The following is a 21188-nucleotide window of genomic DNA, read 5'->3' on the forward strand; positions in this document are numbered from 1 at the left end:
ACTAAAAAGCCAGGCTCCCAATTTAGGGAACCTGGCTTTAATTGTTTGTAGGGAGCTTATACAGTCTTTAGGAACTCAACAATGGTGAGTAATCCCTTGTCGAAGTTCTCCAGGTTGAAATGCTCATCCGGTGCATGCAGGTTCTCATCATCGAGACCAAAGCCCATCAGAACGACAGGTGCTTCCAGTACACGGGAGAAGCTCTCCATGATCGGAATGGAGCCGCCGTCTTTGGTGAAGAGGGCACGGGTTCCATATACTTTGCCATATGCGTCTGCTGCAGTTTGCAGAATAGGATTCGACGGATCGATGTTAAAGGCACGTGCCTTCTCCATTTGCTTAACATGCACTTTCGCTCCGGTCTGAATATTAGCCTTCAGATGTGCTTCAACGGCATCGAGGATATGCTGTGGATCCTGATCGCCAACTAGGCGGCAGGTAATCTTCGCATGTGCTTCTTTAGGGATAACCGTCTTACTGCCTTCCCCTTGGAAACCGCCGTATACGCCGTTAAGCTCAAGCGTAGGACGAGCGCCAATCCGTTCTACAAAGGAATAACCTTCTTCCCCGTATAACGATTCCAATCCAAGACCTTCGCGGATTTTATCTTCATTCACACCTTGCTTCACGAATTCTTCCCGCAGCATTGGGGAAAGTTCAGGAACACCATCATAGAATCCGTCTACAGATACACGTCCTTTGTCGTCATGAAGCGAGCTTAGCAAAGATACTAGGGCATGCAGTGCATTCGGAACACCGCCGCCGTAAGAACCGGAGTGCAGGTCTGTCAAAGCGGTAGTTACATCAACTTCAAGGGAAGCTAGTCCACGTAGCCCAGTGCAGATGGCAGGACGACCGCGTTCCAATAGGGATGTATCGGAGACTAACACCGCATCCGCAGCGAGCTTTTCTTTATTGGCCTCAAGGAACGGAGGCAGATTCACACTGCCGATTTCTTCTTCACCTTCGATGCAAAGCTTGAGATTCACAGGAAGAGTACCTTCTTGTTTCAGGATCGCCTCAATGGCTTTGAGGTGAACGAATACTTGTCCTTTGTCATCTGTTGCTCCGCGTGCATAAAGCTTGCCATCACGAATCTCTGGTTCAAATGGAGGTGTGGTCCATAGGTTTAATGGATCTACTGGTTGTACATCGTAGTGACCATACACGAGAATGGTTGGTTTGCCTGGAGCATGAAGATAATCGGCATATATAACGGGATGTCCCGCTGTCGGATGCAACTCAATGTTCTCAAGTCCGGCTTTTTTCAGGGTGTCTGTCAGCCAATGGGCTGCCTTCAGTACATCGTCCTTATGTTCAGATAAGGCAGAAATACTTGGAATTCTGAGCCATTGTTTTAGTTCTTCGAGATGTTCATCCCGGTGGGTTGAAAAATAAGTTTCGTATGACATAGTGAGTATGTACCTCCTTAAGTTTTGCTGCGCAAAACCGGCTTTGTAAGCGCCTGGGCATAAGCTTATTGGCCATGCGTGACCGTCTTGTTTAGCATTCTATAGGAACCATTATACTGGAGAACTCACTATGGATCAAAAGCGATGGGGCAAACCTCTCACCAGATGATTGTAGCCGGTGTCACACCTTGGGGAAAAGTATCCTCAGCTTTGCTTTTGTCCATATACATCTCATACCAAACATCAGCGATGAGTCCTGGATCTGTAGCGGTGCCGGGTTTAATGAATACACCAAGTGCTAAATGACCTACATAGATTTCTTGTGGAGCCAAATCTGCATGCAGGTTAAGTGCGTAGTTTCTTAATCCGCTAAGCGCAATGCCAACATTACCCATCATCTGCATGGGATAGATGGAGGACAATCCGGTTGTGAACAGCAGTGCGCCGCTGCGTTTCTCCAGCATCTCAGGCAATACCTGTGCTACGCTGCGGATAGCGGCTACAACCAGTGCCTGAAAGGCATCCTGTGCATTTTCTTCGGTTACTTGTGAAGCAGGAGTAGGAGGGTAATTTCCACTTGTCGGGCTGAATTCGAGCACATCGATAAAGCCGTATTTTTTCTTGATATTATCGAAGGCTGTGGCTACTTGTTCTTTATTGTATACGTCGGCAGGAAAAGCAGCAGCCTCGATATTCAGTGCTTGCAGTTCCTGAACAAGGGTGTTCAGCTTCTCTTCATTTCGAGAGATTAATGCCACTTGAAATTCGTTGGCTCCGAATTTTTTGGCGATTGAGAGTCCTAGGCCGGGTCCGGCACCCATGATGGCAATGGTCTTTTTCATGATTTATTAGTTCCTTTCCGGTTGTTGATTACTAACAGTAACCATGATAAGCTGAATAGGCTTGAGGGACAAGAAGGCACTATTACATGCTTAAGTTACATGGAGGTAACCACAGTTGGAACATTCAAAGGAAGAACCCACCCGGTTCATGCCGATGCTGGAGGATTGCTCCATTACCCGCCAGATTCTGGACAGGGTGGGAGACAAATGGAGTGTGCTGATCATAGTCAATTTAGGTATTGAAGCTTTGCGGTTCAAAGAGTTGCAAAGGCGCTCTGGAGGGATATCACAACGGATGCTGACCCAGACCCTGCGCCATTTGGAACGGGATGGGTTAGTTTGGCGTAAAGCAACGCCTACAGTCCCATTGACTGTGGAATATGGTCTGACGAGCATAGGAGAATCATTGTTGGGACCTTTAACCTCGCTTGTGGACTGGGTCAACAAAAACAATGGGAAGATCGCCAAAGCGCGTATAGATTATGACCACCAGCACGACACACAGGAGTAACAAGACAGCAGAACAATTCACTGGGATAGAGGATGGATTATATTGCATAAGGAAAGTGGAACAAACACATTTATTTATACTTACACCTGTTCAGAGGACGAGTTATCGCTGTGTCAGATGGAGCTGCGATGTCTTTTTGGCGAGCAGGTGCCGACTGCTATTTTTAAGAGTGAGGTTGAAGTGGATGTCAGCCGCAGTCCCTTCATTAAAGAGCGGATTGATGTAATGTATGAAGGGGATAGTCTGCCTGAGATTTATGATCAAACGGAGCAGGTGGAGCTTGACGGCAAGACGTTTAAGGTTATTTTTGTGAAGACCAATGATCTGGGCCCTGCATACAAAATAGAGTATGATGAGCGCAGAGTGATCGAGCGGGAAATTGGGTTGCGGATTGAAGGAGAAGCGGATGTTAACCATCCGGAGCTGGTATACGGCATTGTTACGCTGGGTGGACGCTGGTACTTCGGATCTTATCATAAAAACAAGGCAACTTGGTTCCGCCAAATGAAGAAGCCACGCAGCTATTCTATCGCGCTTAGTACACGTGTTGCCCGTGCCGCGGTTAATATGGCTATTCCGAATCCTGAAGGTATACGTGCTATAGATCCTTGCTGTGGTATTGGAACTGTAATGGTAGAAGCCTTGTCAATGGGAATCGACATGGTTGGACGTGATATTAACCCTATGATTGCTACCGGTGCGAGAACAAATATTGCCCATTTTGGATTCACCAGTGAGGTAACGCTTGGGGATATTGCGGATATCACTGATCATTACGATGTAGCCATTGTAGATATGCCATATAATCTATATTCTAGTATTACACCTGAGGAGCAGTTCGCGATTCTAGTGAATGCGCGCCGGATTGCAGATCGGGTGGTTATCGTTGCGATTGAACCGATGGACGAGATGATCACTGAAGCTGGATTTACAATCATAGACCGTTGTGAAGCTAAAAAAGGAGCCTTCTCGCGTCATTTAATGCTTTGCCAGTAATCCTAATCAAGGTACCGAAAAAGGGGTGCAGCAATGGAGCAGAAATGGTTAACGTGGGCCAAAGAAATTCAGGCCATCGCACAGACTGGATTAACTTATGCTAAGGATGTTTATGATATAGAACGGTATCAAGCTTTGCGGGAGCTCAGTGTAGATATCCTCGCTAATTATACCTTCGAAAGCAAGGAGAGAATTAGACTCTCCTTTGCGGGTGAAGGGGGTTATGCTACTCCAAAAGTTGATGTCCGTGGTGTTGTATTCCGGGAGGATGAAATTCTACTTGTTCGCGAGAAGTTGGACGGGAATTGGGCGCTTCCTGGTGGCTGGGGAGACATTGGACTGTCCCCGAGTGAGGTTGTTGTGAAAGAAATCAAAGAGGAATCGGGTTTTGAGGCAGAAGCAGTTCGCTTACTGGCTGTATTAGATAAGAAATTTCATAACCATCCACCGGAGCCTTATCACGTGTATAAGTTCTTTATTTTATGCCGCATTGTGGGCGGAGAGGCAATGGAAGGGGTAGAGACAAGCGAAGTTTCTTTTTTTGCAGAAGATAAGCTGCCTGAGCTCTCAGCAGAGCGGAATACAGAGGCGCAGATTCGGACGATGTTTGAATATTTACGAAATCCGGAAAAAGTAGTAATATTGGACTAAGAATCTGCATATACTGTATGACTTCCGCAAATTTAAGTTTTTAATTATTCAAAATTTGGTTAATATCTAATATGTAAGCACTTACAACGGTTTGGCCGCTGAGCCTTTATATCTACCAAAATTCAAAATTTTAATTTTTTGGGTCGAGCGGTCTACATTTTTTCCTCTACTGTGACGATAAGATATTTTAGGAGGGGATCGCATGGAACAAGAAGAATTGAGCATTCCATTGAAACAGGAAAATGTGGTGCGTCCTGCAGAAGGCAATATTGCCACTGGGCTGGTTTGGGGTATCTTAATCAGCATTCCGTTATGGATCTCTGTTATTGGCTGGATTTTGGGATTTTGGCACTAAACCATAAATTAATGAGGATCTAATTCTGTTGAATTTATAGTATACACAAAAGGCTGTCCCTTCCTTGTGGAAGAGACAGCCTTTTGCGTTTTCTGAAGATCTTAGCCTTTTGTATATACCACTTTAAAATTCTCACAAACAACTTTCATCTTTGGATCAAAGGGTTTGTTTAAGAATTTTAAGGATTCTCGGGTGAAGAACTGCTCATGATCATGACGCCATGACTTAAGCGTCCGGTCACCCTCTCCTTCAGTATAGGCAAACTCAGCGCTAACCTCATCAAAAGGTATAATTTGTACCTCTGCAGTAATAATTATTGCCTGCGGATCACCAGAACCATCCAGCACGATACTGTGCCTGCCAACTTGCGGAAACGTCTCGTCACAAGTTTCAAATATATCATAATTTGAAGCAGTTCCTGTCTTGATCCCACGAATCACCAGATCGAGCAGTTTATCGGCCATCTGGGGACTGTCACCAAAGGCCCAGGCGTCATATTTATCCGCTGTTTGTGGATGAAGGTGGGTATATTCTTTCCATAACAACTTAATTTTCTCTTTGTTGCTCATATGCTCATCTCCTTATAGATCAATTTATAGATCAGTTGTCTCCATCCATCCTGTATAGAGCTCATCCAACTGTTCCTGTATCGCATCACGTTCTTGTTGCAGTTCAGCAAGTTCAACTGCATCGCTGCTGATCAGGGGCTCTAACATCTTGGCATCGATCACGCCAAGGCGTTTCTCTACCTCTGCAATGGCCGTTTCCCAGTCGAAGGTGGTGTTTTTCCTACGGGAACTGGAGGATTTAGCGTTGGTTTCTTTCCCTGAATTGTTAGATTGAGGCTTATCAGAGCCTGAACTTGTTCGTTCTGCAGAGAAAGGTTTAGCTTGATCCGCAAAAGAGGGAGCTAATAATGCTTTTTCAGCTTGTTTTTCCTTGTAATATTCATAGTTTCCGTTGAACACTCCAAACCGCCCGTCTTCAATGGACCATAGTTTGTGAAATAGACGATTGATGAAATAACGGTCATGAGATACCGCCAGAACTGTGCCTGGAAACTCCTCTAATGCTTCTTCGAGTGCTTCACGAGAATCTATGTCCAGATGATTGGTCGGCTCATCGAGAATCAGCAGGTTTGGCTTGCGATGCATTAGTACAGCGAAACGCAGGCGGGTCCATTCACCACCGGACAGATTCGTAATGTCTTTGAATACATCGGGACCATAGAATAGGAAACGTGCAAGCTGCCCGCGAGCTTCACCTTCTTCAAGTCCAGCTTCTTCGCGAAAGTAGCGGAGTACAGACTGTTTGTTATTTTCCGGAACAGCCTCTTGTGCGAGGTAGCCGACCACAGTTCTTGAACCGAGTGTACAGCTTCCGCTGTCCGGGGTTTCCTGCCCTAAAATAATTCTTAAAAGTGTACTTTTACCTGCCCCGTTACCGCCGATGAGTGCCGTAGTCTCTCCGTAGCGAAGCACTTCGTTTGCCTCTGTGAAAAGGCTTCGCTGACCATATGCTTTTCCGATATCCTCCAAAATGACAACCTGATTACCGGAACGGTCATTTTGCTGTAGCTGCAAATCCATTGATTTGCGCTCCAGAATGGGACGTTTAACCTTCACCATACGATCCAGTGCTTTTTGCATGGATGCTGCTCTCCGGTAAAAGGAAGGGTTAGGAGGAGTCCCGCGATTGCCAAATTCAATGAGACGTTTGATGCTTTCCTGCATTTGTTTTATTTTTTTCTGCTGCTCTTGATAATCAGCAAATTGTTGAAGAAGTCGTGTTTCCTTCTCCACTTGATAGCCGCTGTAGTTGGTGTGGAAGGTAAAAGCCTCGCCATCTTCAATCTCGATGACTTTCTTGACTACAGCGTCCAGAAAGTAGCGGTCATGGGAGATCGCCAGCACTGTTCCATCATAACTCTGTAAAAATTGCTCCAACCATTCGATGGCATTCATATCGAGATGATTGGTTGGTTCATCCAGTAGAAGGATGTCTGGACGGCGCAGTAGCAGCTCCGCAAGTCCGACTTTTGTTTTTTCTCCTCCTGAAAGAGAGGCGAACAGTCGGCTGTATTGTCCGGTTCCGATCCCGAGACCCGAGGCTACGCGCTGAATAGAGGATTCGATCTCGTAACCTCCGGCGGCCTCGAACTTATCCTGCAAGCTGCCATATTCTTTTAACAGCCGATTCCAGAGGGTTTCATCCGTTCCGCTGTTAAAGCTGGACATTTCCAGCTCAAGCTCCCGCAGGCGGTGCTGCCATTGCAAAGGTTCAGCAAAGCTGCGCTGTAGAACATCATATACGGTTTCTTTTTCGCTAACTTCTTGTATTTGAGCCAGCAGGCCTACTACGCTACCTTTGCGTATTGAGATTTGCCCTTCATCGGGACGTTCTTCCCCGTTCAGCAGGTGGAATAGTGTCGTTTTGCCACAACCGTTGCGGCCGATCAGGCCAATTTTTTCCCCTTGGCGGATATCGAAGGTAATGCTATTCAGCACGAGTTGTGCCCCGTGGTATTTTTGAACATTTTGGCATTGGATGATCATATATATTCTCCTTTAAGAATGCCCTTCGCACCGCCAGTACCCTAAATGGCTCCGAAATCCTGTGAAAAACCATAAAAAAAGACCGTAGGGAAATTTCCCCACGGCCTTATCATTCTCCGGTTAACTGATCCGTCCGGGTGATGGCAGGAAAGGCATTTCACAATTGTGTAGTGTTATTAAATTCATACAAATGGACAGACTTCTCCCGTTATCGCCATTTACATGAGCAATGCCAGCTATCGCTTTAGGTAGCCGACTCATAACACTGTTGGTCCAATTGTGATCCATTCCTTCCACACCCCTCTCTTAGTAAATTTAATGACAGTGTAATCAAAAATCAAAAAATAAGCAAGTAAAAAGATGTCAGAGAGTATTTTTACACAGCATAGAATATGAAAAATAGAATAATATGGTTCTGTAGTGGGGGGCAAGTGGCTAAATTTAACGGATGAAAAGAGGAAGAGATATGGCACTTTTTGACGGATTAATGGGCAATGCATCGCAAGTGAATCTTACGGAGGTCCAGCGGGAATACGCACAAATTCTTGCCCCTCAGGAGAAAATTGAACGCGCCTATAAGCTGATTAGAGATATGTTCATTTTTACGGACAAGCGGCTTATTTTGGTGGATAAACAAGGTCTGACGGGCAAAAAAACAGAATATCATTCGATCCCTTACAAAAGCATCTCGCATTATTCCGTGGAGACGGCAGGGCATTTTGATCTGGATGCGGAGCTATGTATCTACATTTCCAGCAGCACGCTTCCGGTGAAGAAGACCTTCAATAAATCCGTAAATATTTACGAGGTGCAGGCCGTGTTATCGCAATATATTTTAAAATAAATTGTTTATTCGGTGTTCCAAAGCACAAGCCCCCCTCTAAGTAAAAGTGGCTAAGATTACTAAGGTTAGATGCAGTTAGACATATCTGAGATAGGCAGAGCCACAATACATAACCGAGATAGGTAGCTATATAGCGGCAAAAGGTGACTAGACATATTCGAGATAGGTAGCGATTTGGTGGCAAAAGGTGACTATATATATTCGAGATAGGTAGCGATTTGGTGGCAAAAGGTCACGGTAGTACGCCATGGTAGTATGCGGCTCCCTGTAATTAAAATGATCTTATAATATTCGTAGGCGTGAATCTACAAGGTTAAACAAAGATGACCTCTTATTTGTGCATAGCTCACAAAAAGAAGAGGTTTATTTTGCGTTTCAGCGTAACCGATTGACAAAGGATTTTCGTGTAATGTTAAATGACACTAATTAAACCAGAAGTTATAGGGGGCTCGCAGAGGAACCTGCCGCAGAATATAGGAGATTGAATATGTTGAAGAATCCCGCCGCAAAAAATAAGGAGTTGGGACATGGCGGAAAAACCCGTAAAACATAGGGGGATGGGCATGGTGGAGGGGAGAAACCCGTAAAACGTAGAGGGATAGGCATGGCGGTGAAACCCGTAAAACATAGGGGGATGGGATATGGCGGAAAAACCCGTAATAGGCACAAAAACTATGGTAGTTAGTCCCCATTATTTAGCTTCGGCTGCTGGTGCACGTATGCTGGAAAAAGGGGGGAATGCCTTTGATGCAGCGGTGGCGATCAGTGCGACATTAGCTGTAGTATATCCGCATATGACGGGGCTAGGCGGAGATTCCTTTTGGTTGACCTATAACACGCAAGAGGCGCGTGTTCGGGCCTATAACGGAAGCGGGCGCTCCGGGTACAGAGTCGGCAGAAGCAGCTATGCCGGGGAAGCTTTCATCCCGCGGCGGGGGATTCGCAGCGCCATTACGGTGCCGGGGATGGCGGACAGTTGGGATGCCATACTGAGTAAGTATGGCCGCTTTACGCTGGCGGAAGTACTGGAGCCTGCCGTTGGTTACGCTTTGGAGGGGTTTCCGCTGTCGCCGGATCAGCGGAATAACACGGCTGTTGCGGGCTCTGCGCTGTCGCCGGAGGCGGCAGCGATTTACACGCCAGGCGGCGTGATTCCTTGTGCTGGATCGCGATTCCAGCAAAAACAGCTGGCGGCCACCCTGCGGACATTGGCGGCGGGTGGGCGGGATGCTTTTTATAAGGGGAAGATTGCGGAGGACATCTGTGACTTTATGCTGGCATCTGGCGGGTATCTGACTCGGGATGACTTTGCGGATCATCAGGGCGAGTGGGGCGAGCCGCTTCATACGGATTATCACGGGCATACGGTGTACCAAGTGCCGCCTAACTCTCAAGGTTTCACAGGACTAATGAGTCTTAATATGTTGGAGTATTTCAATTTTGAAGCAATCGAGCATGGATCGTATGAATATTATCACCTGCTTGTTGAAGCGTTGAAGTTAAGCTTCCACGATCGGGATAGGGTGCTTACGGATCCGGATTTTAGTGCTATACCTTTGGAGCAGCTGCTGGAAAAACGTTATGCAGGACAATTAGCATCTGCGATTTCGATGCAAAAAGCTACACAACTGACAAGTCAGCCTATCGGCAGTGATACAGCTTATGCTGCAGTTGTGGATGAAGACGGGAATGTGGTCTCTTTTATTCAGAGTCTGTATTTTGAATTTGGTTCGGGCGTGATCGCTGGGGATACGGGGATTTTGCTGCAGAATCGAGGTTCGTTTTTTTCGCTGGATCCCGGGCATATCAATACGCTTGAGCCGCATAAGCGCAGCTTCCACACACTGATGCCAGCGATGGCCTGCCGCGAGGGCAAACCTGTGATTTTGTATGGGACGCAAGGTGGCGAAGGTCAACCACAGACTCAAACTCTGCTGCTCACAAGGATGCTGCATTATGGCATGAATCCACAAAAAGCTGTGAATGAGCCACGTTTTGTGTGGGGGAGAACGTGGGGAGAGCCTACGCAAGAACTGAAGGTGGAGAGTAGGGTAGCTGATGAGGTGCTGGCAGAATTGGCCGCAGCCGGTCATATTGTCCGGAAAGTAGATGACTATGATGGGGTTATGGGTCACGCTCACGTGATTTCGATAGATGACAATGGATACCGGAGTGGGGGAACGGACCCGCGCTGCGATGGTGCGGCGATTGGGTGGTAGGTATAGGAATGATGGAGCGGCCGGAAGAACTCTGAAGGAATCGTAGGAGAAAAGGTGACGGATTCGAAAGGCTGTTAGAGGGATTGTGATAGTAATGGTGAAGGGAGGAGGAGTAATTATGGTTTTGGATAATCGGTATGGTGCGTTTATAGATCCTGAGCTTACGGTTGAGAGTTTAGGTAGCGGGATATTGGATGGACTGACCTTTGCAGTAAAAGATGTATTCGCTGTAGCTGGACACAGCTCTTCTGCAGGTAATCCTGATTGGCTGCATAGCCACCATCCGTCCACGGAGCATGCGGTGGCTGTACATCGTTTACTGTTGTCGGGTGCTACACTTCGTGGTGCTGCCCATACGGATGAGCTGATGTATAGTCTGGGCGGCGAGAACCATCATTTTGGAACGCCGATTAATCCGCGTGCTGTAGGTCGTATCCCGGGCGGATCTTCAAGTGGTTCGGCAGTAGCGGTAGCTTCTGGTAGTGTTGATTTTGCGCTCGGTACGGACACCGGTGGCTCAATTCGAGTACCTTCCTCCTATTGCGGAGTATATGGCTTTCGACCAACGCATGGAGCTGTGGATTTTCAAGGTGTTATTCCATTATCTCCGGCTTTTGATACCATTGGCTGGATGTCAGATCGTTTGGATGTGCTCCAGCAGGTAGGGGAAGTGTTGCTTGTGGCTGGGAGTACATCTGTGAAGATGGCGAAGAAATTAGAAAGTAGTATAGAGGAAACTGTAGGGAAGAGCATAGAGAAGAATGTAATTAAAAATTTAGAGAACAACCTAGAGGTAGACATGGTGAAGACTGATGAAAATAATTTAGAAATGAGCCAGAAAGAAAGTTTAGAAACGATTTTGGAGAAGCGTATTGAGAAGAGTACGGATAAAATTTTAGAGATCGGCCCGGAGAACAAGGTAAAAAAGATAATAGAAGACAAAAACAAAATGGGTACTTTATTTGTTGCTACTGACTGCTGGGCTTTGGTTAATCTGGAGGATGCAGCTATATTATCGGAGGGATTAAGGTGTTTGCGATCCGGGGCAGATCATCTCATGGAGATAGAGATTGCTTTGGAGGGTTTAAAGGTCTGGATGGATGTTTTTAGAGAATTGCAGGGGAATGAAATTTGGGAAACTCATGGCGCTTGGATTGAGAACGAGAAACCAGTCTTTGGACCTGATATTGCAGCGCGATTCTCGTGGGCTGCTAGTTTGGCGGAAGAGGATCATAGTGTTGCGAAATGTAAGCAAAAAGAGATTTCTAATCAGATGCGCTTGCTGCTAGGTGAGGACAATTGTCTTGTGATTCCGACAGTTCCGGGACCAGCGCCGCTGCGTGGAGGGGATTTGCGCCAATTGGAGGAGAATCGTAGCGGTGCGATGATGTTGAGTTGCATAGCAGGGTTGGCGGGTTTGCCTCAGGTAACAATACCTATGCTCTCCACAAGTGGATTGCCACTGGGATTATCCGTTATTGCCGGACATGGTCAGGATCTCCGGTTACTCTCTTGGGTAAATGAAGTGTGGCAGCAGTCCTGAGAAGCTGGGTATAGCGGCCTTGAAAAAGCGATACTAAACAGACTGAAGGTACTGAACAACATATCTTGATGATACTTTTCTAGTTACTGTTAACCGGTACTCCTCCATTACCCTCTAGGAATACACTCTAGAAATACACTCTAGGAGTACACTCTTGGAATACACTCTAAGAATATACTCTTGGAGTACACTCTTGGAGTACACTCTTGGAGTACACTCTTGGAATACACTCTAGGAATACACTCTTGGAGTACACTCTTGGAATACACTTTAGGAATACACTCTAGGAATACACTCTTGGATTACATTCTAGCAATACACTCTAACGCCACACTCACTTATTCATTCACAAATTAACGAAATGCACATGTTATTCCCTCCTGCTTTTAGTTTTATTGACACCGGGGAGCCTAGTGGAGTTGCTTTTAATACTAAGGTAGTTGGAGTTAGCTCAATAGTGGGGCAGTAGTGTGAAAAAGATAAATTCAGCGCTCGATTGTGTGGTGTAAGACCAGTGGAATTAAGTGAATACGTCGCTGGAGAGAAAAGAACGGTATAAATCCCGCAGAAATCGGAGAAATGGCTAAAGAAGCTAAAAAGAACGGTATAAATCCCGCAGAAGTCGGGGAATTGGCTCAAGTAACTGAAAAGAACGGTATAAATCCCGCAGAAGTCGGGGAATTGGCTCAAGTAAATGAAAAGAACGGTATAAATCCCGTAGAAGTCGGGGAATTGGCTCGAGTAAATGAAAAGAACGGTATAAATCCCGTAGAATGTGGCAAAGACGCCTATGTAGCCAAAAAAAGGGCAAAAGTGCCCTCCACCTCGGCAATTCCGGCTGAATAGGCAAAAAGAAGGGCAAAAGTGCCCTTCACCTCGGCAATTCCGGCTGGAAAGCTGAAAAAAAGGGCAAAAGTGCCCTCCACCTCGGCAATTCCGGCCGAATAGCTGAAAAAAAGGGCAAAAGTGCCCTTCATCTCGGCAATTCCGGCTGAATAGGCAAAAAGAAGGGCAAAAGTGCCCTTCACCTCGGCAATTCCGGCTGGAAAGCTGAAAAAAAGGGCAAAAGTGCCCTCCACCTCGGCAATTCCGGCCGAATAGCTGAAAAAAAGGGCAAAAGTGCCCTTCATCTCGACAGTTCCGGCCGAATAGCTGAAAAGAAGGGCAAAAATGCCTCACACCTCGGCAATTCCGGCCGAATAGCCAAAAAGAAGGGCAACAGTGCCCTTCATCTCGGCGATTTCGGCCAAACAGCCAAAAAGAAGGGCAAAAAAGCCCTCCACTTCTACCAGCAGCAGTAGATCTATAAGCGCTTGTACCTCCGCCACAGCTACAGTGGGGTGGTATTATCTCTACTCGTACGGATCTCCTACACCGCTCAATTCCCCGTCTTGCAGAGCTGGTGTGCCTGCGACTTCGATCCGATGGCCAATGCGAATGGCCCGAGAATACCCTCCCATCAACTCCCATGTTGAACCCGTAAAAACTTGTTTTTACTCGAAAGCCCTCCCTCAACTCCACCTACTATTTTCCAATCCCCTTATACAGTTCACATGAACGATATGAGCTAAAGTTCAATAATTCATCATTCATAATTCATCATCCATGTTCATTTTGTGTTAATTTTATTTACATACAATCATGAAATTTTAACTTTCCTCTATTCAACACGGTTCATTTTAATTATAATGTTACATAAAATAACATTATAAATCAGAAATGGTTCTATTGATCCTAATAAGGAGGGGTGGCATGCATCTTACGGTTGAAGAAGCGTTGTCCATTTATCCTTTGTCCGAGGCGAAGCTTATCGCTGGATCTAAAGGGAAACATCGAATTGTGAAGTCAATTAATGTGATGGATGCCCCCGATATCTCGGATTGGATCAAAGAAGGCGAGATGCTGCTAACGACAGCCTACTTGATAAAGGACAATATGGAGGAAGCCTCTGCCTTGCTGCAGACTTTAAATCGCCGGGGATCTTCGGCCTTGGGCATTAAGCTGGGGCGGTTTTGGGATGAAGTACCAGAGCAACTGGTCGCAGAAGCGGAGAGTCTTAACTTCCCTCTAATCCAGCTGCCGTTCGAGTTTACTTTTTCGGATCAGATGAATGGTCTGTTTCGCGCCGAGCTTAGCCGCAGCACTCACGTTCTGCAGAGCATTATGGAGAAGCAGAAAAAGCTGATGCAATTCGCCTTAAGATCTGTCCGCAGCCGTCCATTATTTGACTCGGTGTCTGAAGTGATTGGCCATTCACTTGTGGTGGTTAGCGCACGGGGGGATGTGATCTACAACAACTCTGAATACCATCCTTCAGAGCTGCTGGAGGGGTGGCCATGGCAGAAACGGAATCAGCGCTTTCGTGTGGGAGATCATGTGAGCTACCGTACGCCACTTTTGCAAGGAGAGAAGTGTTCCGGATATCTATTGTTTTGTGCCATCGACCCTTTATTGCTCCCAATGGAAGAAAGTTTGTTCGTTCAGGGAGCTGAACTTATTTCATATCATATTCATTCAGGATACGAAGATTATTTTGAACAGGCAGAACACAGGGAGTTTAGCGGGTTGCTGAGACGTTGTTTGAGTGGTAATTTATCTTACACAGATTTGGCGCAGGCTGCTCTCGACTTGGAGATTGAGCTGCTTCAATCACCATTTTGTCTCTTATTGACCGATACAGCTGCGACTGGGGAAGAACGCCAAGGGGAGCTGCTCAGGCTAAAAGAAGAATATCTTGAACATCCCGGGCTGCGGGAAGTAAAGGGAATTCATGTGATTATAGATCAAGGACTTTTGTCTTTATATCCGGGAGATCGTCAGCGTCCTGAACAATTTCGGGATCTAATCCAGGTTTGTTTTGACAACATGAAGTTTGATAAGGGATATTATCCGCGAGCTGCGATAAGCAGTTGTAAAGCGAAGCCGGAGGGGCTGAAGGAGGCTTTTGCGGAGGTGAAGGATTGTATGGGAATGCTTCAGGGCGGGGGAGTAAAAGAGAATGTTGTGCATTACCGGCAGCTTGAGCTTAACCTGCTGCTCGGGCAAATTCCGGCAGAGGTTATGGAGAAATATTGTAATGGAAGTCTAAGAGGGTTGCTTAGCCGAGAACCGGAGTATGTCAGGGAAATGCTGCGGACGCTGGAAGTTTATCTAGAGAACGATGGTCATGTTAATGAGACGGCTAAGAAACTGTTTATTCATCGAAACACGGCTACCTACCGGATTGAGAAGCTTAGTGAGCTGCTGGACGTGGATTTTAAAAAAATAAATGATCTCATGAGGTTGAAGTTAGTATTCATGTTTCGGAGGATGCTCGGACGGGACTAAGGTCTGAGTTCTAAGGTCTAAGGTTTAAAGTCTAAGGTCTAAGTTCTAAGTTCTAAGTTCTGGATTGAAATGCAAACACGGAGGAGGGGAACCTCGTGAATACACATGAGATCGCAATGCATATTCAAACCCATCAGGCGCCTGCGGTGCTGGCAACGCTGATAGAGGTGGAGGGACACTCGTATCGTAAACCCGGAGCGGTGATGTTGTTTTTTGGAGGAGGTACGATTGGGAGCCTGAGTCCAGGTTGTCTGGAAAACGATCTGCAGCTGCGAACTTCTGAGATCTGGGAACGAGGGCTGCCCGAAATTGTGGAATACAACATGCTGTCTCCGGATGATCTGTCCTGGGGTGAGGTTGTCGGCTGTGGAGGCAAAATCAAAGTAGTGCTTGAACCCGTGCAGGGTCAGCTCTACAAGCTTTTAGTGCAGGCGAGTGACAGATTGGCTAGGGGAGAGAAGCTAATTCTGTTCCGCGAAGCAGTGGAGAACGGTTTTGCCTATAAGCTGGAGCTGGATCCAGACCTTGTACTGCCGCAGAGCAAGAAACATCCGAAATTATCCCACTCGGAAAAAGAAAGCCTGGCGACAGGTCGCTTTATGGCCGCTCCAGCAGAATTGACAGCATTCCATACGTCTTTCGTGCCTAAACCGCGGCTTGTGATTTTTGGCGGGGGACGTGATGTGGTTCCTATTGCGGAACTTGCTGACAGAGTTGGCTTTCGGGTAGCGGTTGCGGATTGGCGTGAAGGAAGCTTGCACAATAAGTTTCCTCGAGCTGAACAAGTAATTTGTTCCCCCATGGAGGTTGTTCAGCGATTGGGCGTAGCTCGAGAGGATTATGTATTGATTTGCAGTCATCAACTTGGGCGGGATAGACAGTTCCTGGAGAGTGTGATTCCGCTTGCTCCTCTATATATAGGGATTATCGGTTCGAAGGCGCGAATATCTCTTTTACTGGAAGGGTTTGAGGCTCCTGCATCTTTGCATGCACCTGTAGGGTTGCCGATTGGAGGAGAAGGTCCGGAGGAGATTGCGGTCAGTATTATAGCAGAAATTATTCAAATTAGAAGGGTGGGCTCACGAGAGCTGCCCAAAGGAGCGGATAGTATTGAAGGTAGCAGGAATATATTTGGCAGCGGGGCAGAGCAGGCGGATGGGCGTGTCCAAGGTTTCGCTGAAATTGTCGCAGGAGGTCTCCCTCGGGAGCGTCGCGCTTAGTGAATTGGATCGTTGCAATCTAGAACCGCTAATCGTGGTAGTGCGTGCGGATGACAACTTGGAATGGCTGCCACCCGCGATTGAGCCGCAAGGCTCCAGACGTACCGAAACTTGCTTAACCGCACATCTAGGATTGTCTTTTTCATTGCGCTGCGGCCTTAATGCGGTATTACCTTTACAGCCCGATGCAGTAGTTGTGGCGCTTGCGGATCAGCCATTTATTACTACAGCATTAGTGAACCGTCTAATACAAACGTTTGAACAATCTCCGGAGATAGATTATGTCGCTAGCGTCAGTAATGGGTCGGCTATGCCCCCGGCTTTGTTCTCGAAGACGTTGTTTCCAGCACTACAGGGATTAGATGGAGATCGAGGAGCGGCGGGGATATTGCGTTCACCTGATTATAAGGGGATTGTTCTGGAATCTGAGTCTGCCCATTATTTCATGGACGCAGATACAAAAGAAGATTTTGGTGAGATTCAGGAGCAATGGATTCTGAGAAATGGAAAGTGAAGTAAAGAATAGTCTGGAAAGTAATCTGAAAAGTAATCTAAAATAGTGTTCCTTTTCCACCTTCGGTCATATAATATGACACGTAACTCACCTTCCGAAAACCAATTAGTGCATTGCACACAAAAAAAGTTCTGATTCTTATATTCCTATACAAACGTATGTTATATAAATTTACGCCAAGGCCACCTCTAAGTATAGTAGAAGTACATTAATGGTTGCAGCCATGATGAGAGATGATTTGGAGGAGGAGAATTATGAAAAAAAGGGGTCAGTTCATAACATCTTGTCTTGCATTAATGGTTCTAATGACGGTGGCTTTGGTGGGGTGTGGCAGCAATAATAATACTTCTACAAATGCAACGGAGGCACCAGCGACAACTACAGCGGCAACAGAGGCAACTGCAACAACAGAACCGGCTGCAAAGAAACCGACGGTTGCTTTTGTTTATATCGGACCTCCAGGGGATGGCGGCTACACGTACCAACATGATCAAGGACGGCTGTATATGGAGAAGGAGCTGGGGATTAAAGCTGACTTTGTAGAAAATGTCCCTGAAAGTGCTGACGCCGAACGAATCATCACAGAGCTTGCGCAATCACACGACATCGTGTTTACAACGAGCTTCGGATATATGGATTTTACATTAAATGTAGCGGGCAAATTTCCCAACGTGAAGTTCCTGCATGCTTCGGGTTACAAAACCGCAGAGAACATGGGGACCTACTTCGGGAAAAACTATCAGGCCAGCTATCTGAGCGGCATAGCGGCAGGGAAAATGACCAAAAATAATCAGCTGGGTTATGTGGGCGCTTTTCCGATCAGCGAAGTGATCTATAACTTGAATGCTTTTACCCTTGGAGCACAAAGTGTCAATCCTGATGTAAAGGTGAATGTGGTATGGACGAATACATGGTATGACCCGACGACTGAACGTCAAGCGGCAATCAGCTTGCTGGATAAGGGTGCGGATGTGCTTTTGGCCTATCAGGATTCACCTGCAACCCTGCAGGCTGCTGCTGAACGAGGGGCTTTTGCCGGGGGAAATGACTCGGATATGAGCAAATACGCTCCGGACAATTATTTGACGAACCCGGTATGGAATTGGGGGCCGTATTACGTAAAAGCTGTGCAGGCAGTTATGGATGGAACCTGGAAGAGCGAGCAATATTCTGGTGATATGGCTGACGGTATGGTGGAGCTGGCTCCTTTCGGGAACAAGATCCCAAATGATGTGAAAAAGCTTGTCGAAGACGCCAAAGCCAAAATTATCAGTGGTGAGCTTGAGGTTTTCACAGGTCCGATCTCAGATAATCAAGGGAATGTGAAGGTTCAGGAGGGTCAGAAGCTGACCTTGGAGGAAGTGCTGGGCATGAACTGGCTCGTAAAAGGTGTGGAAGGAACTATCCCGCAATAATGTTTAAAAATAGGGAATAAGATGTGCACAATCTATGGGTGGGGCGGGTTCCGTTAAGCGGAAACTTCCCCACCCGTACTACAACTTGAAGGAAGGAGGGGTTCAGGCCATGCGGGGAACTTCAGTTGAAATGCGGGGGATTGTGAAAAAATTCGGCTCGGTAACCGCCAGTGATCAAGTCGACTTTTCGGCAAATGCGGGTGAGATTCATGCGTTGCTTGGGGAGAATGGGGCCGGGAAGAGCACGGTGATGAGCATGCTGTCAGGGGTGTACAGAGCAGATGAAGGAGAAATCTTCATTCATGGGAAAGGTGCTCAGATCCGTTCTCCTAAAGATGCTGCGCAGCTGGGTGTAGGTATGGTGTTTCAGAACTTTAGGCTGGTCCAAAGCCTCACAGCAGCAGAAAATATCGTGCTTGGCGAAAAGTCGTCTTTCTGGCGCGGCCGTAAGTGGATGAAGAACAAACGCGAGGAGATCGAGGCATTAGCGGAACGGTTTGGACTGAATTTCCCGGTGGATCGCCCGATCTGGCAGTTGTCCGTGGGTGAGCAGCAGCGTGTTGAAATCGTTAAGACGCTGTATCGCGGGGCTGACATTATTATTCTGGATGAACCAACCTCTGTATTGACCCCGGGAGAGGTGGAACAGCTATTTGAAACGCTGCGGGTCATGAAGCAGGCAGGAAAAACGGTCATTATGACTACTCATAAAATGAAAGAGGTTATGGCGTCCTCCGATCGGATTTCCGTCATGCGCAAAGGGAAAATGATCGCCACACTGACCACGGCAGATACAGATGAACTGGAGCTGGCTCGTCTGATGGTGGGCAAGGAAGTAACCATCACCCGTCAAGAACGGGAAGCCACTGAAGGGGATTCTTTATTAGAAGTGAAAGATGTGGACGTATATGCCGATCACGGGCGAAAAGCACTGGATCACTTCTCTCTGAACGTATGTAAAGGGGAGATTGTAGGCGTAGCTGGGGTAGCTGGCAATGGACAAAAGGAACTGGCTGAAGTGTTAACAGGTCTTAGAGGCTGGAAAAGTGGTGAAATCACGTTTGATGGAAAGACGGTGAAATCGGCTTCGGTTAGAGGGGCAATTGATTCAGGAATCTCCCACGTGCCGGAGAACCGGATGAAGAGCGGTTTAGCTGGACGCCTCGGATCGGTGGATAATCTTTTGTTTAAGTCTTACCGCTCAGAGGAGCACTCCAAATTTGGTTTCTTGAAGTCCGCGAAGAACCGTTTGTGGTCACAGGAGCTGGTCCAGCGCTTTAACGTCAAGACACCTGAGCTGGAGACGCCAGTACAACAGTTGTCAGGTGGTAATCAGCAGAAGCTGCTATTTGCACGTGAAATCAGTCATCGGCCTAAGCTAATGGTCGCCGTTCATCCGACACAAGGGCTGGATGTAGGTGCCACGGCTGGTGTTCACGACCTTCTTATGGAGCTGCGTGGTTCAGGTAGTGGCGTGTTGTTAATTTCGGAGGATTTAGATGAATTGCTTCAGTTGTCCGACCGGATTCTAGTGATCTATAACGGCTCAATTATTGGTGAGAGTACACATGAGGAAGCGAATCGAGAGAGCATCGGACTACTAATGGCTGGTATTCATAATAGAGAGGAGAGCGCCGTATGAGCCCGGAGAATGGAAGAAATACCGCAGCAGCAGTACTGGAACCCCTCTCCTCCCACTCCGGAAAACGATTCTCTCTACGTTTCGAATACGATGCCAGCCGCATCCGTTCTCCTTGGTGGACACCTATTGTATCTATAGTTTTAGCGCTATTGTTGTGTGCCCTATTTATTGCGGCGAATGGTATGAATCCGGTGCTGGTCTATGAAAAAATGTTCCGTGGCGCATTTGGCACTGCGTATGGGCTCACGGAAACGATGGTTAAAGCGATCCCGCTACTTCTATGTGGGCTTGGGATTGCTGTGGCTTACCGCATTTCGGTATGGAATATTGGAGCAGAAGGCCAGTTAACCGTTGGGGCTATGGCGGCCACAGCGGTCACGATTTATTTTCCTGACTTACCTTCATTCTGGTCCCTGAGCTTAATGCTGCTGTTCGGGATTGCCGCGGGTGCGCTTTGGGGACTATTGACTGCTATTCCGCGGACGCATTTTGGAGTGAATGAGCTAATCACTTCATTAATGCTGAATTATGTTGCCCTATTGGCGCTCGATTACGTGGTATTCGGACCTTGGAAAGATCCTAAAGGTTTTAATTTCCCGGGATCACCTATGTTTACTGCGGCTCAGTCGCTGCCTGTTCTCGGAAGTACAAGATTGCATATTGGATTGTTATTTGGACTTATCGCCGTTGTGATTTATTACTTAATGATTCGTTTTACCAAGTGGGGTTACGAGCTCCGTCTGATCGGGGCCAATCCTGTTGCAGCCAGATACGCGGGGATTCCTATCAAGCGCCATATTATTATCGTCATGCTGATCAGTGGGGGGCTCGCCGGGATCGCTGGCATGGCGGAGGTCTCCGGTGTTACACACAAGCTGATGCAAGGCATTTCACCGGGTTATGGATACACCGCCATTATTGTGGCTTGGTTGGCCAAATTGAATCCACTCGGTCTAATCGTTACTTCTATTTTATTCGGTGGCTTAATTGTTGGCGGATATAGTGTTCAAACCATCGGGCTGCCCTCATCGATATCAGAAATGCTGCAGGGCTCCATCCTGTTTTTCTTGATTGCTGGCGATATGATCTATCGTTTCCGCATTCGCCGTAGCCGGGTTCAGCTGAAAGGGGGGAGATAGACG

21 protein-coding genes are annotated in these 21188 nt (G+C 47.0%); 14 read left to right on the top strand and 7 right to left on the bottom strand.

The genetic code is table 11. The features are described from left to right. Positions 1-56 precede the first annotated feature (56 nt). Together NST94_RS06495 and NST94_RS06500 are read right to left on the bottom strand one after the other, a co-directional pair. Entirely contained in the window at positions 57-1412 is a 1356-nt protein-coding gene (locus tag NST94_RS06495; protein ID WP_036680069.1) for a dipeptidase, read from the bottom strand. Between the two features lie 158 nt (positions 1413-1570). After that, positions 1571-2254, bottom strand: a complete 684-nt coding sequence (locus NST94_RS06500; protein WP_339281790.1) for an SDR family NAD(P)-dependent oxidoreductase — start codon at positions 2252-2254, stop codon at positions 1571-1573. 115 nt (positions 2255-2369) lie between these two features. Between NST94_RS06500 and NST94_RS06505 the strand changes: the two genes are divergently transcribed. The 4 genes from NST94_RS06505 to NST94_RS06520 all read left to right on the top strand — a co-directional run bounded on the left by NST94_RS06505 (position 2370) and on the right by NST94_RS06520 (position 4767). Further along, the gene (locus NST94_RS06505) at positions 2370-2765 is read left to right on the top strand and encodes a helix-turn-helix domain-containing protein (protein WP_256721018.1); all 396 of its coding nucleotides are present in this window, start codon (positions 2370-2372) and stop codon (positions 2763-2765) included. 42 nt (positions 2766-2807) lie between these two features. Then, a complete protein-coding gene (locus NST94_RS06510; RefSeq protein ID WP_339281791.1) occupies positions 2808-3761 on the top strand; it encodes an RNA methyltransferase in 954 nt (317 codons plus the stop codon). A gap of 33 nt (positions 3762-3794) precedes the next feature. Next, complete coding sequence (locus tag NST94_RS06515) at positions 3795-4412, top strand: NUDIX hydrolase (RefSeq protein WP_076125462.1); 618 nt, start codon at positions 3795-3797, stop codon at positions 4410-4412. 202 nt (positions 4413-4614) lie between these two features. Beyond that, positions 4615-4767 (top strand): hypothetical protein, encoded by a 153-nt coding sequence (locus NST94_RS06520; protein ID WP_155288093.1) that lies wholly within the window; start codon positions 4615-4617, stop codon positions 4765-4767. A gap of 101 nt (positions 4768-4868) precedes the next feature. Here NST94_RS06520 and NST94_RS06525 read toward each other — a convergent pair whose 3' ends face one another. From NST94_RS06525 to NST94_RS06535, 3 genes are all read right to left on the bottom strand, one after another. Then, a complete protein-coding gene (locus NST94_RS06525) occupies positions 4869-5336 on the bottom strand; it encodes an ASCH domain-containing protein (protein ID WP_339281792.1) in 468 nt (155 codons plus the stop codon). A 24-nt stretch (positions 5337-5360) separates the two neighbouring features. After that, positions 5361-7322, bottom strand: a complete 1962-nt coding sequence (locus NST94_RS06530) for an ABC-F family ATP-binding cassette domain-containing protein (RefSeq protein ID WP_076125458.1) — start codon at positions 7320-7322, stop codon at positions 5361-5363. A gap of 120 nt (positions 7323-7442) precedes the next feature. Continuing rightward, a complete protein-coding gene (locus NST94_RS06535; protein WP_162636617.1) occupies positions 7443-7610 on the bottom strand; it encodes a hypothetical protein in 168 nt (55 codons plus the stop codon). Positions 7611-7788: 178 nt separating this feature from the next. On the opposite strand from NST94_RS06535, the gene NST94_RS06540 reads away from it, so the two are divergent. From NST94_RS06540 to NST94_RS06555, 4 genes are all read left to right on the top strand, one after another. Next, entirely contained in the window at positions 7789-8166 is a 378-nt protein-coding gene (locus NST94_RS06540) for a PH domain-containing protein (protein ID WP_036680049.1), read from the top strand. Between the two features lie 641 nt (positions 8167-8807). Beyond that, positions 8808-10385, top strand: coding sequence for a gamma-glutamyltransferase (gene ggt, locus NST94_RS06545; RefSeq protein WP_076302173.1), 1578 nt, complete (start codon positions 8808-8810; stop codon positions 10383-10385). A 124-nt stretch (positions 10386-10509) separates the two neighbouring features. Next, positions 10510-11928 carry an amidase family protein gene (locus NST94_RS06550; RefSeq protein ID WP_339282129.1) on the top strand — a complete coding sequence of 473 codons (1419 nt, stop codon included), beginning with the start codon at positions 10510-10512 and terminating at the stop codon, positions 11926-11928. 579 nt (positions 11929-12507) lie between these two features. After that, a complete protein-coding gene (locus tag NST94_RS06555; RefSeq protein ID WP_339247106.1) occupies positions 12508-12774 on the top strand; it encodes a hypothetical protein in 267 nt (88 codons plus the stop codon). Here the strand turns inward: NST94_RS06555 and NST94_RS06560 are convergent. Beyond that, positions 12717-13058 (bottom strand): hypothetical protein, encoded by a 342-nt coding sequence (locus tag NST94_RS06560; protein ID WP_339281793.1) that lies wholly within the window; start codon positions 13056-13058, stop codon positions 12717-12719. The genes NST94_RS06555 and NST94_RS06560 overlap by 58 nt on opposite strands. Before the next feature lie 45 nt (positions 13059-13103). After that, complete coding sequence (locus tag NST94_RS06565; protein WP_339281794.1) at positions 13104-13256, bottom strand: hypothetical protein; 153 nt, start codon at positions 13254-13256, stop codon at positions 13104-13106. A gap of 424 nt (positions 13257-13680) precedes the next feature. Between NST94_RS06565 and NST94_RS06570 the strand changes: the two genes are divergently transcribed. The 6 genes from NST94_RS06570 (at position 13681) to NST94_RS06595 (ending at position 21185) form a co-directional block, all read left to right on the top strand. Then, a complete protein-coding gene (locus tag NST94_RS06570; RefSeq protein WP_339281795.1) occupies positions 13681-15255 on the top strand; it encodes a PucR family transcriptional regulator in 1575 nt (524 codons plus the stop codon). 95 nt (positions 15256-15350) lie between these two features. After that, positions 15351-16475, top strand: coding sequence for an XdhC family protein (locus tag NST94_RS06575; RefSeq protein ID WP_339281796.1), 1125 nt, complete (start codon positions 15351-15353; stop codon positions 16473-16475). Continuing rightward, on the top strand, positions 16411-16989 hold the full coding sequence (locus tag NST94_RS06580; RefSeq protein WP_339281797.1) for an NTP transferase domain-containing protein: 579 nt from the start codon (positions 16411-16413) through the stop codon (positions 16987-16989). The genes NST94_RS06575 and NST94_RS06580 overlap by 65 nt, the downstream gene beginning before the upstream one ends. A 254-nt stretch (positions 16990-17243) precedes the next feature. Then, positions 17244-18404: a BMP family ABC transporter substrate-binding protein gene (locus NST94_RS06585; protein WP_339281798.1), complete on the top strand. Its 1161-nt coding sequence runs from the start codon at positions 17244-17246 to the stop codon at positions 18402-18404. Between the two features lie 109 nt (positions 18405-18513). Beyond that, entirely contained in the window at positions 18514-20046 is a 1533-nt protein-coding gene (locus tag NST94_RS06590; RefSeq protein WP_076185401.1) for an ABC transporter ATP-binding protein, read from the top strand. Next, positions 20043-21185 carry an ABC transporter permease gene (locus tag NST94_RS06595; RefSeq protein ID WP_339247119.1) on the top strand — a complete coding sequence of 381 codons (1143 nt, stop codon included), beginning with the start codon at positions 20043-20045 and terminating at the stop codon, positions 21183-21185. Before NST94_RS06590 ends, NST94_RS06595 begins: the two co-directional genes overlap by 4 nt. Positions 21186-21188: the final 3 nt, after the last annotated feature.

It is taken from the genome of Paenibacillus sp. FSL H8-0282 (genome assembly GCF_037963825.1).
Classification (GTDB): domain Bacteria; phylum Bacillota; class Bacilli; order Paenibacillales; family Paenibacillaceae; genus Paenibacillus_AQ; species Paenibacillus_AQ odorifer.

Bases quoted from the DNA above. Each gene is read 5' to 3' on its own strand.
- NST94_RS06495 (WP_036680069.1), bottom strand. From the start codon at position 1,412: ATGTCATACGAAACTTATTTTTCAACCCACCGGGATGAACATCTCGAA.
- NST94_RS06500 (WP_339281790.1), bottom strand. From the start codon at position 2,254: ATGAAAAAGACCATTGCCATCATGGGTGCCGGACCCGGCCTAGGACTC.
- NST94_RS06515 (WP_076125462.1), top strand. From the start codon at position 3,795: ATGGAGCAGAAATGGTTAACGTGGGCCAAAGAAATTCAGGCCATCGCA.
- NST94_RS06520 (WP_155288093.1), top strand. From the start codon at position 4,615: ATGGAACAAGAAGAATTGAGCATTCCATTGAAACAGGAAAATGTGGTG.
- NST94_RS06525 (WP_339281792.1), bottom strand. From the start codon at position 5,336: ATGAGCAACAAAGAGAAAATTAAGTTGTTATGGAAAGAATATACCCAC.
- NST94_RS06530 (WP_076125458.1), bottom strand. From the start codon at position 7,322: ATGATCATCCAATGCCAAAATGTTCAAAAATACCACGGGGCACAACTC.
- NST94_RS06535 (WP_162636617.1), bottom strand. From the start codon at position 7,610: ATGGATCACAATTGGACCAACAGTGTTATGAGTCGGCTACCTAAAGCG.
- NST94_RS06540 (WP_036680049.1), top strand. From the start codon at position 7,789: ATGGCACTTTTTGACGGATTAATGGGCAATGCATCGCAAGTGAATCTT.
- ggt (WP_076302173.1), top strand. From the start codon at position 8,808: ATGGCGGAAAAACCCGTAATAGGCACAAAAACTATGGTAGTTAGTCCC.
- NST94_RS06555 (WP_339247106.1), top strand. From the start codon at position 12,508: ATGGCTAAAGAAGCTAAAAAGAACGGTATAAATCCCGCAGAAGTCGGG.
- NST94_RS06560 (WP_339281793.1), bottom strand. From the start codon at position 13,058: ATGAAGGGCACTTTTGCCCTTTTTTTCAGCTATTCGGCCGGAATTGCC.
- NST94_RS06570 (WP_339281795.1), top strand. From the start codon at position 13,681: ATGCATCTTACGGTTGAAGAAGCGTTGTCCATTTATCCTTTGTCCGAG.
- NST94_RS06580 (WP_339281797.1), top strand. From the start codon at position 16,411: ATGGGCGTGTCCAAGGTTTCGCTGAAATTGTCGCAGGAGGTCTCCCTC.
- NST94_RS06585 (WP_339281798.1), top strand. From the start codon at position 17,244: ATGAAAAAAAGGGGTCAGTTCATAACATCTTGTCTTGCATTAATGGTT.
- NST94_RS06590 (WP_076185401.1), top strand. From the start codon at position 18,514: ATGCGGGGAACTTCAGTTGAAATGCGGGGGATTGTGAAAAAATTCGGC.
- NST94_RS06595 (WP_339247119.1), top strand. From the start codon at position 20,043: ATGAGCCCGGAGAATGGAAGAAATACCGCAGCAGCAGTACTGGAACCC.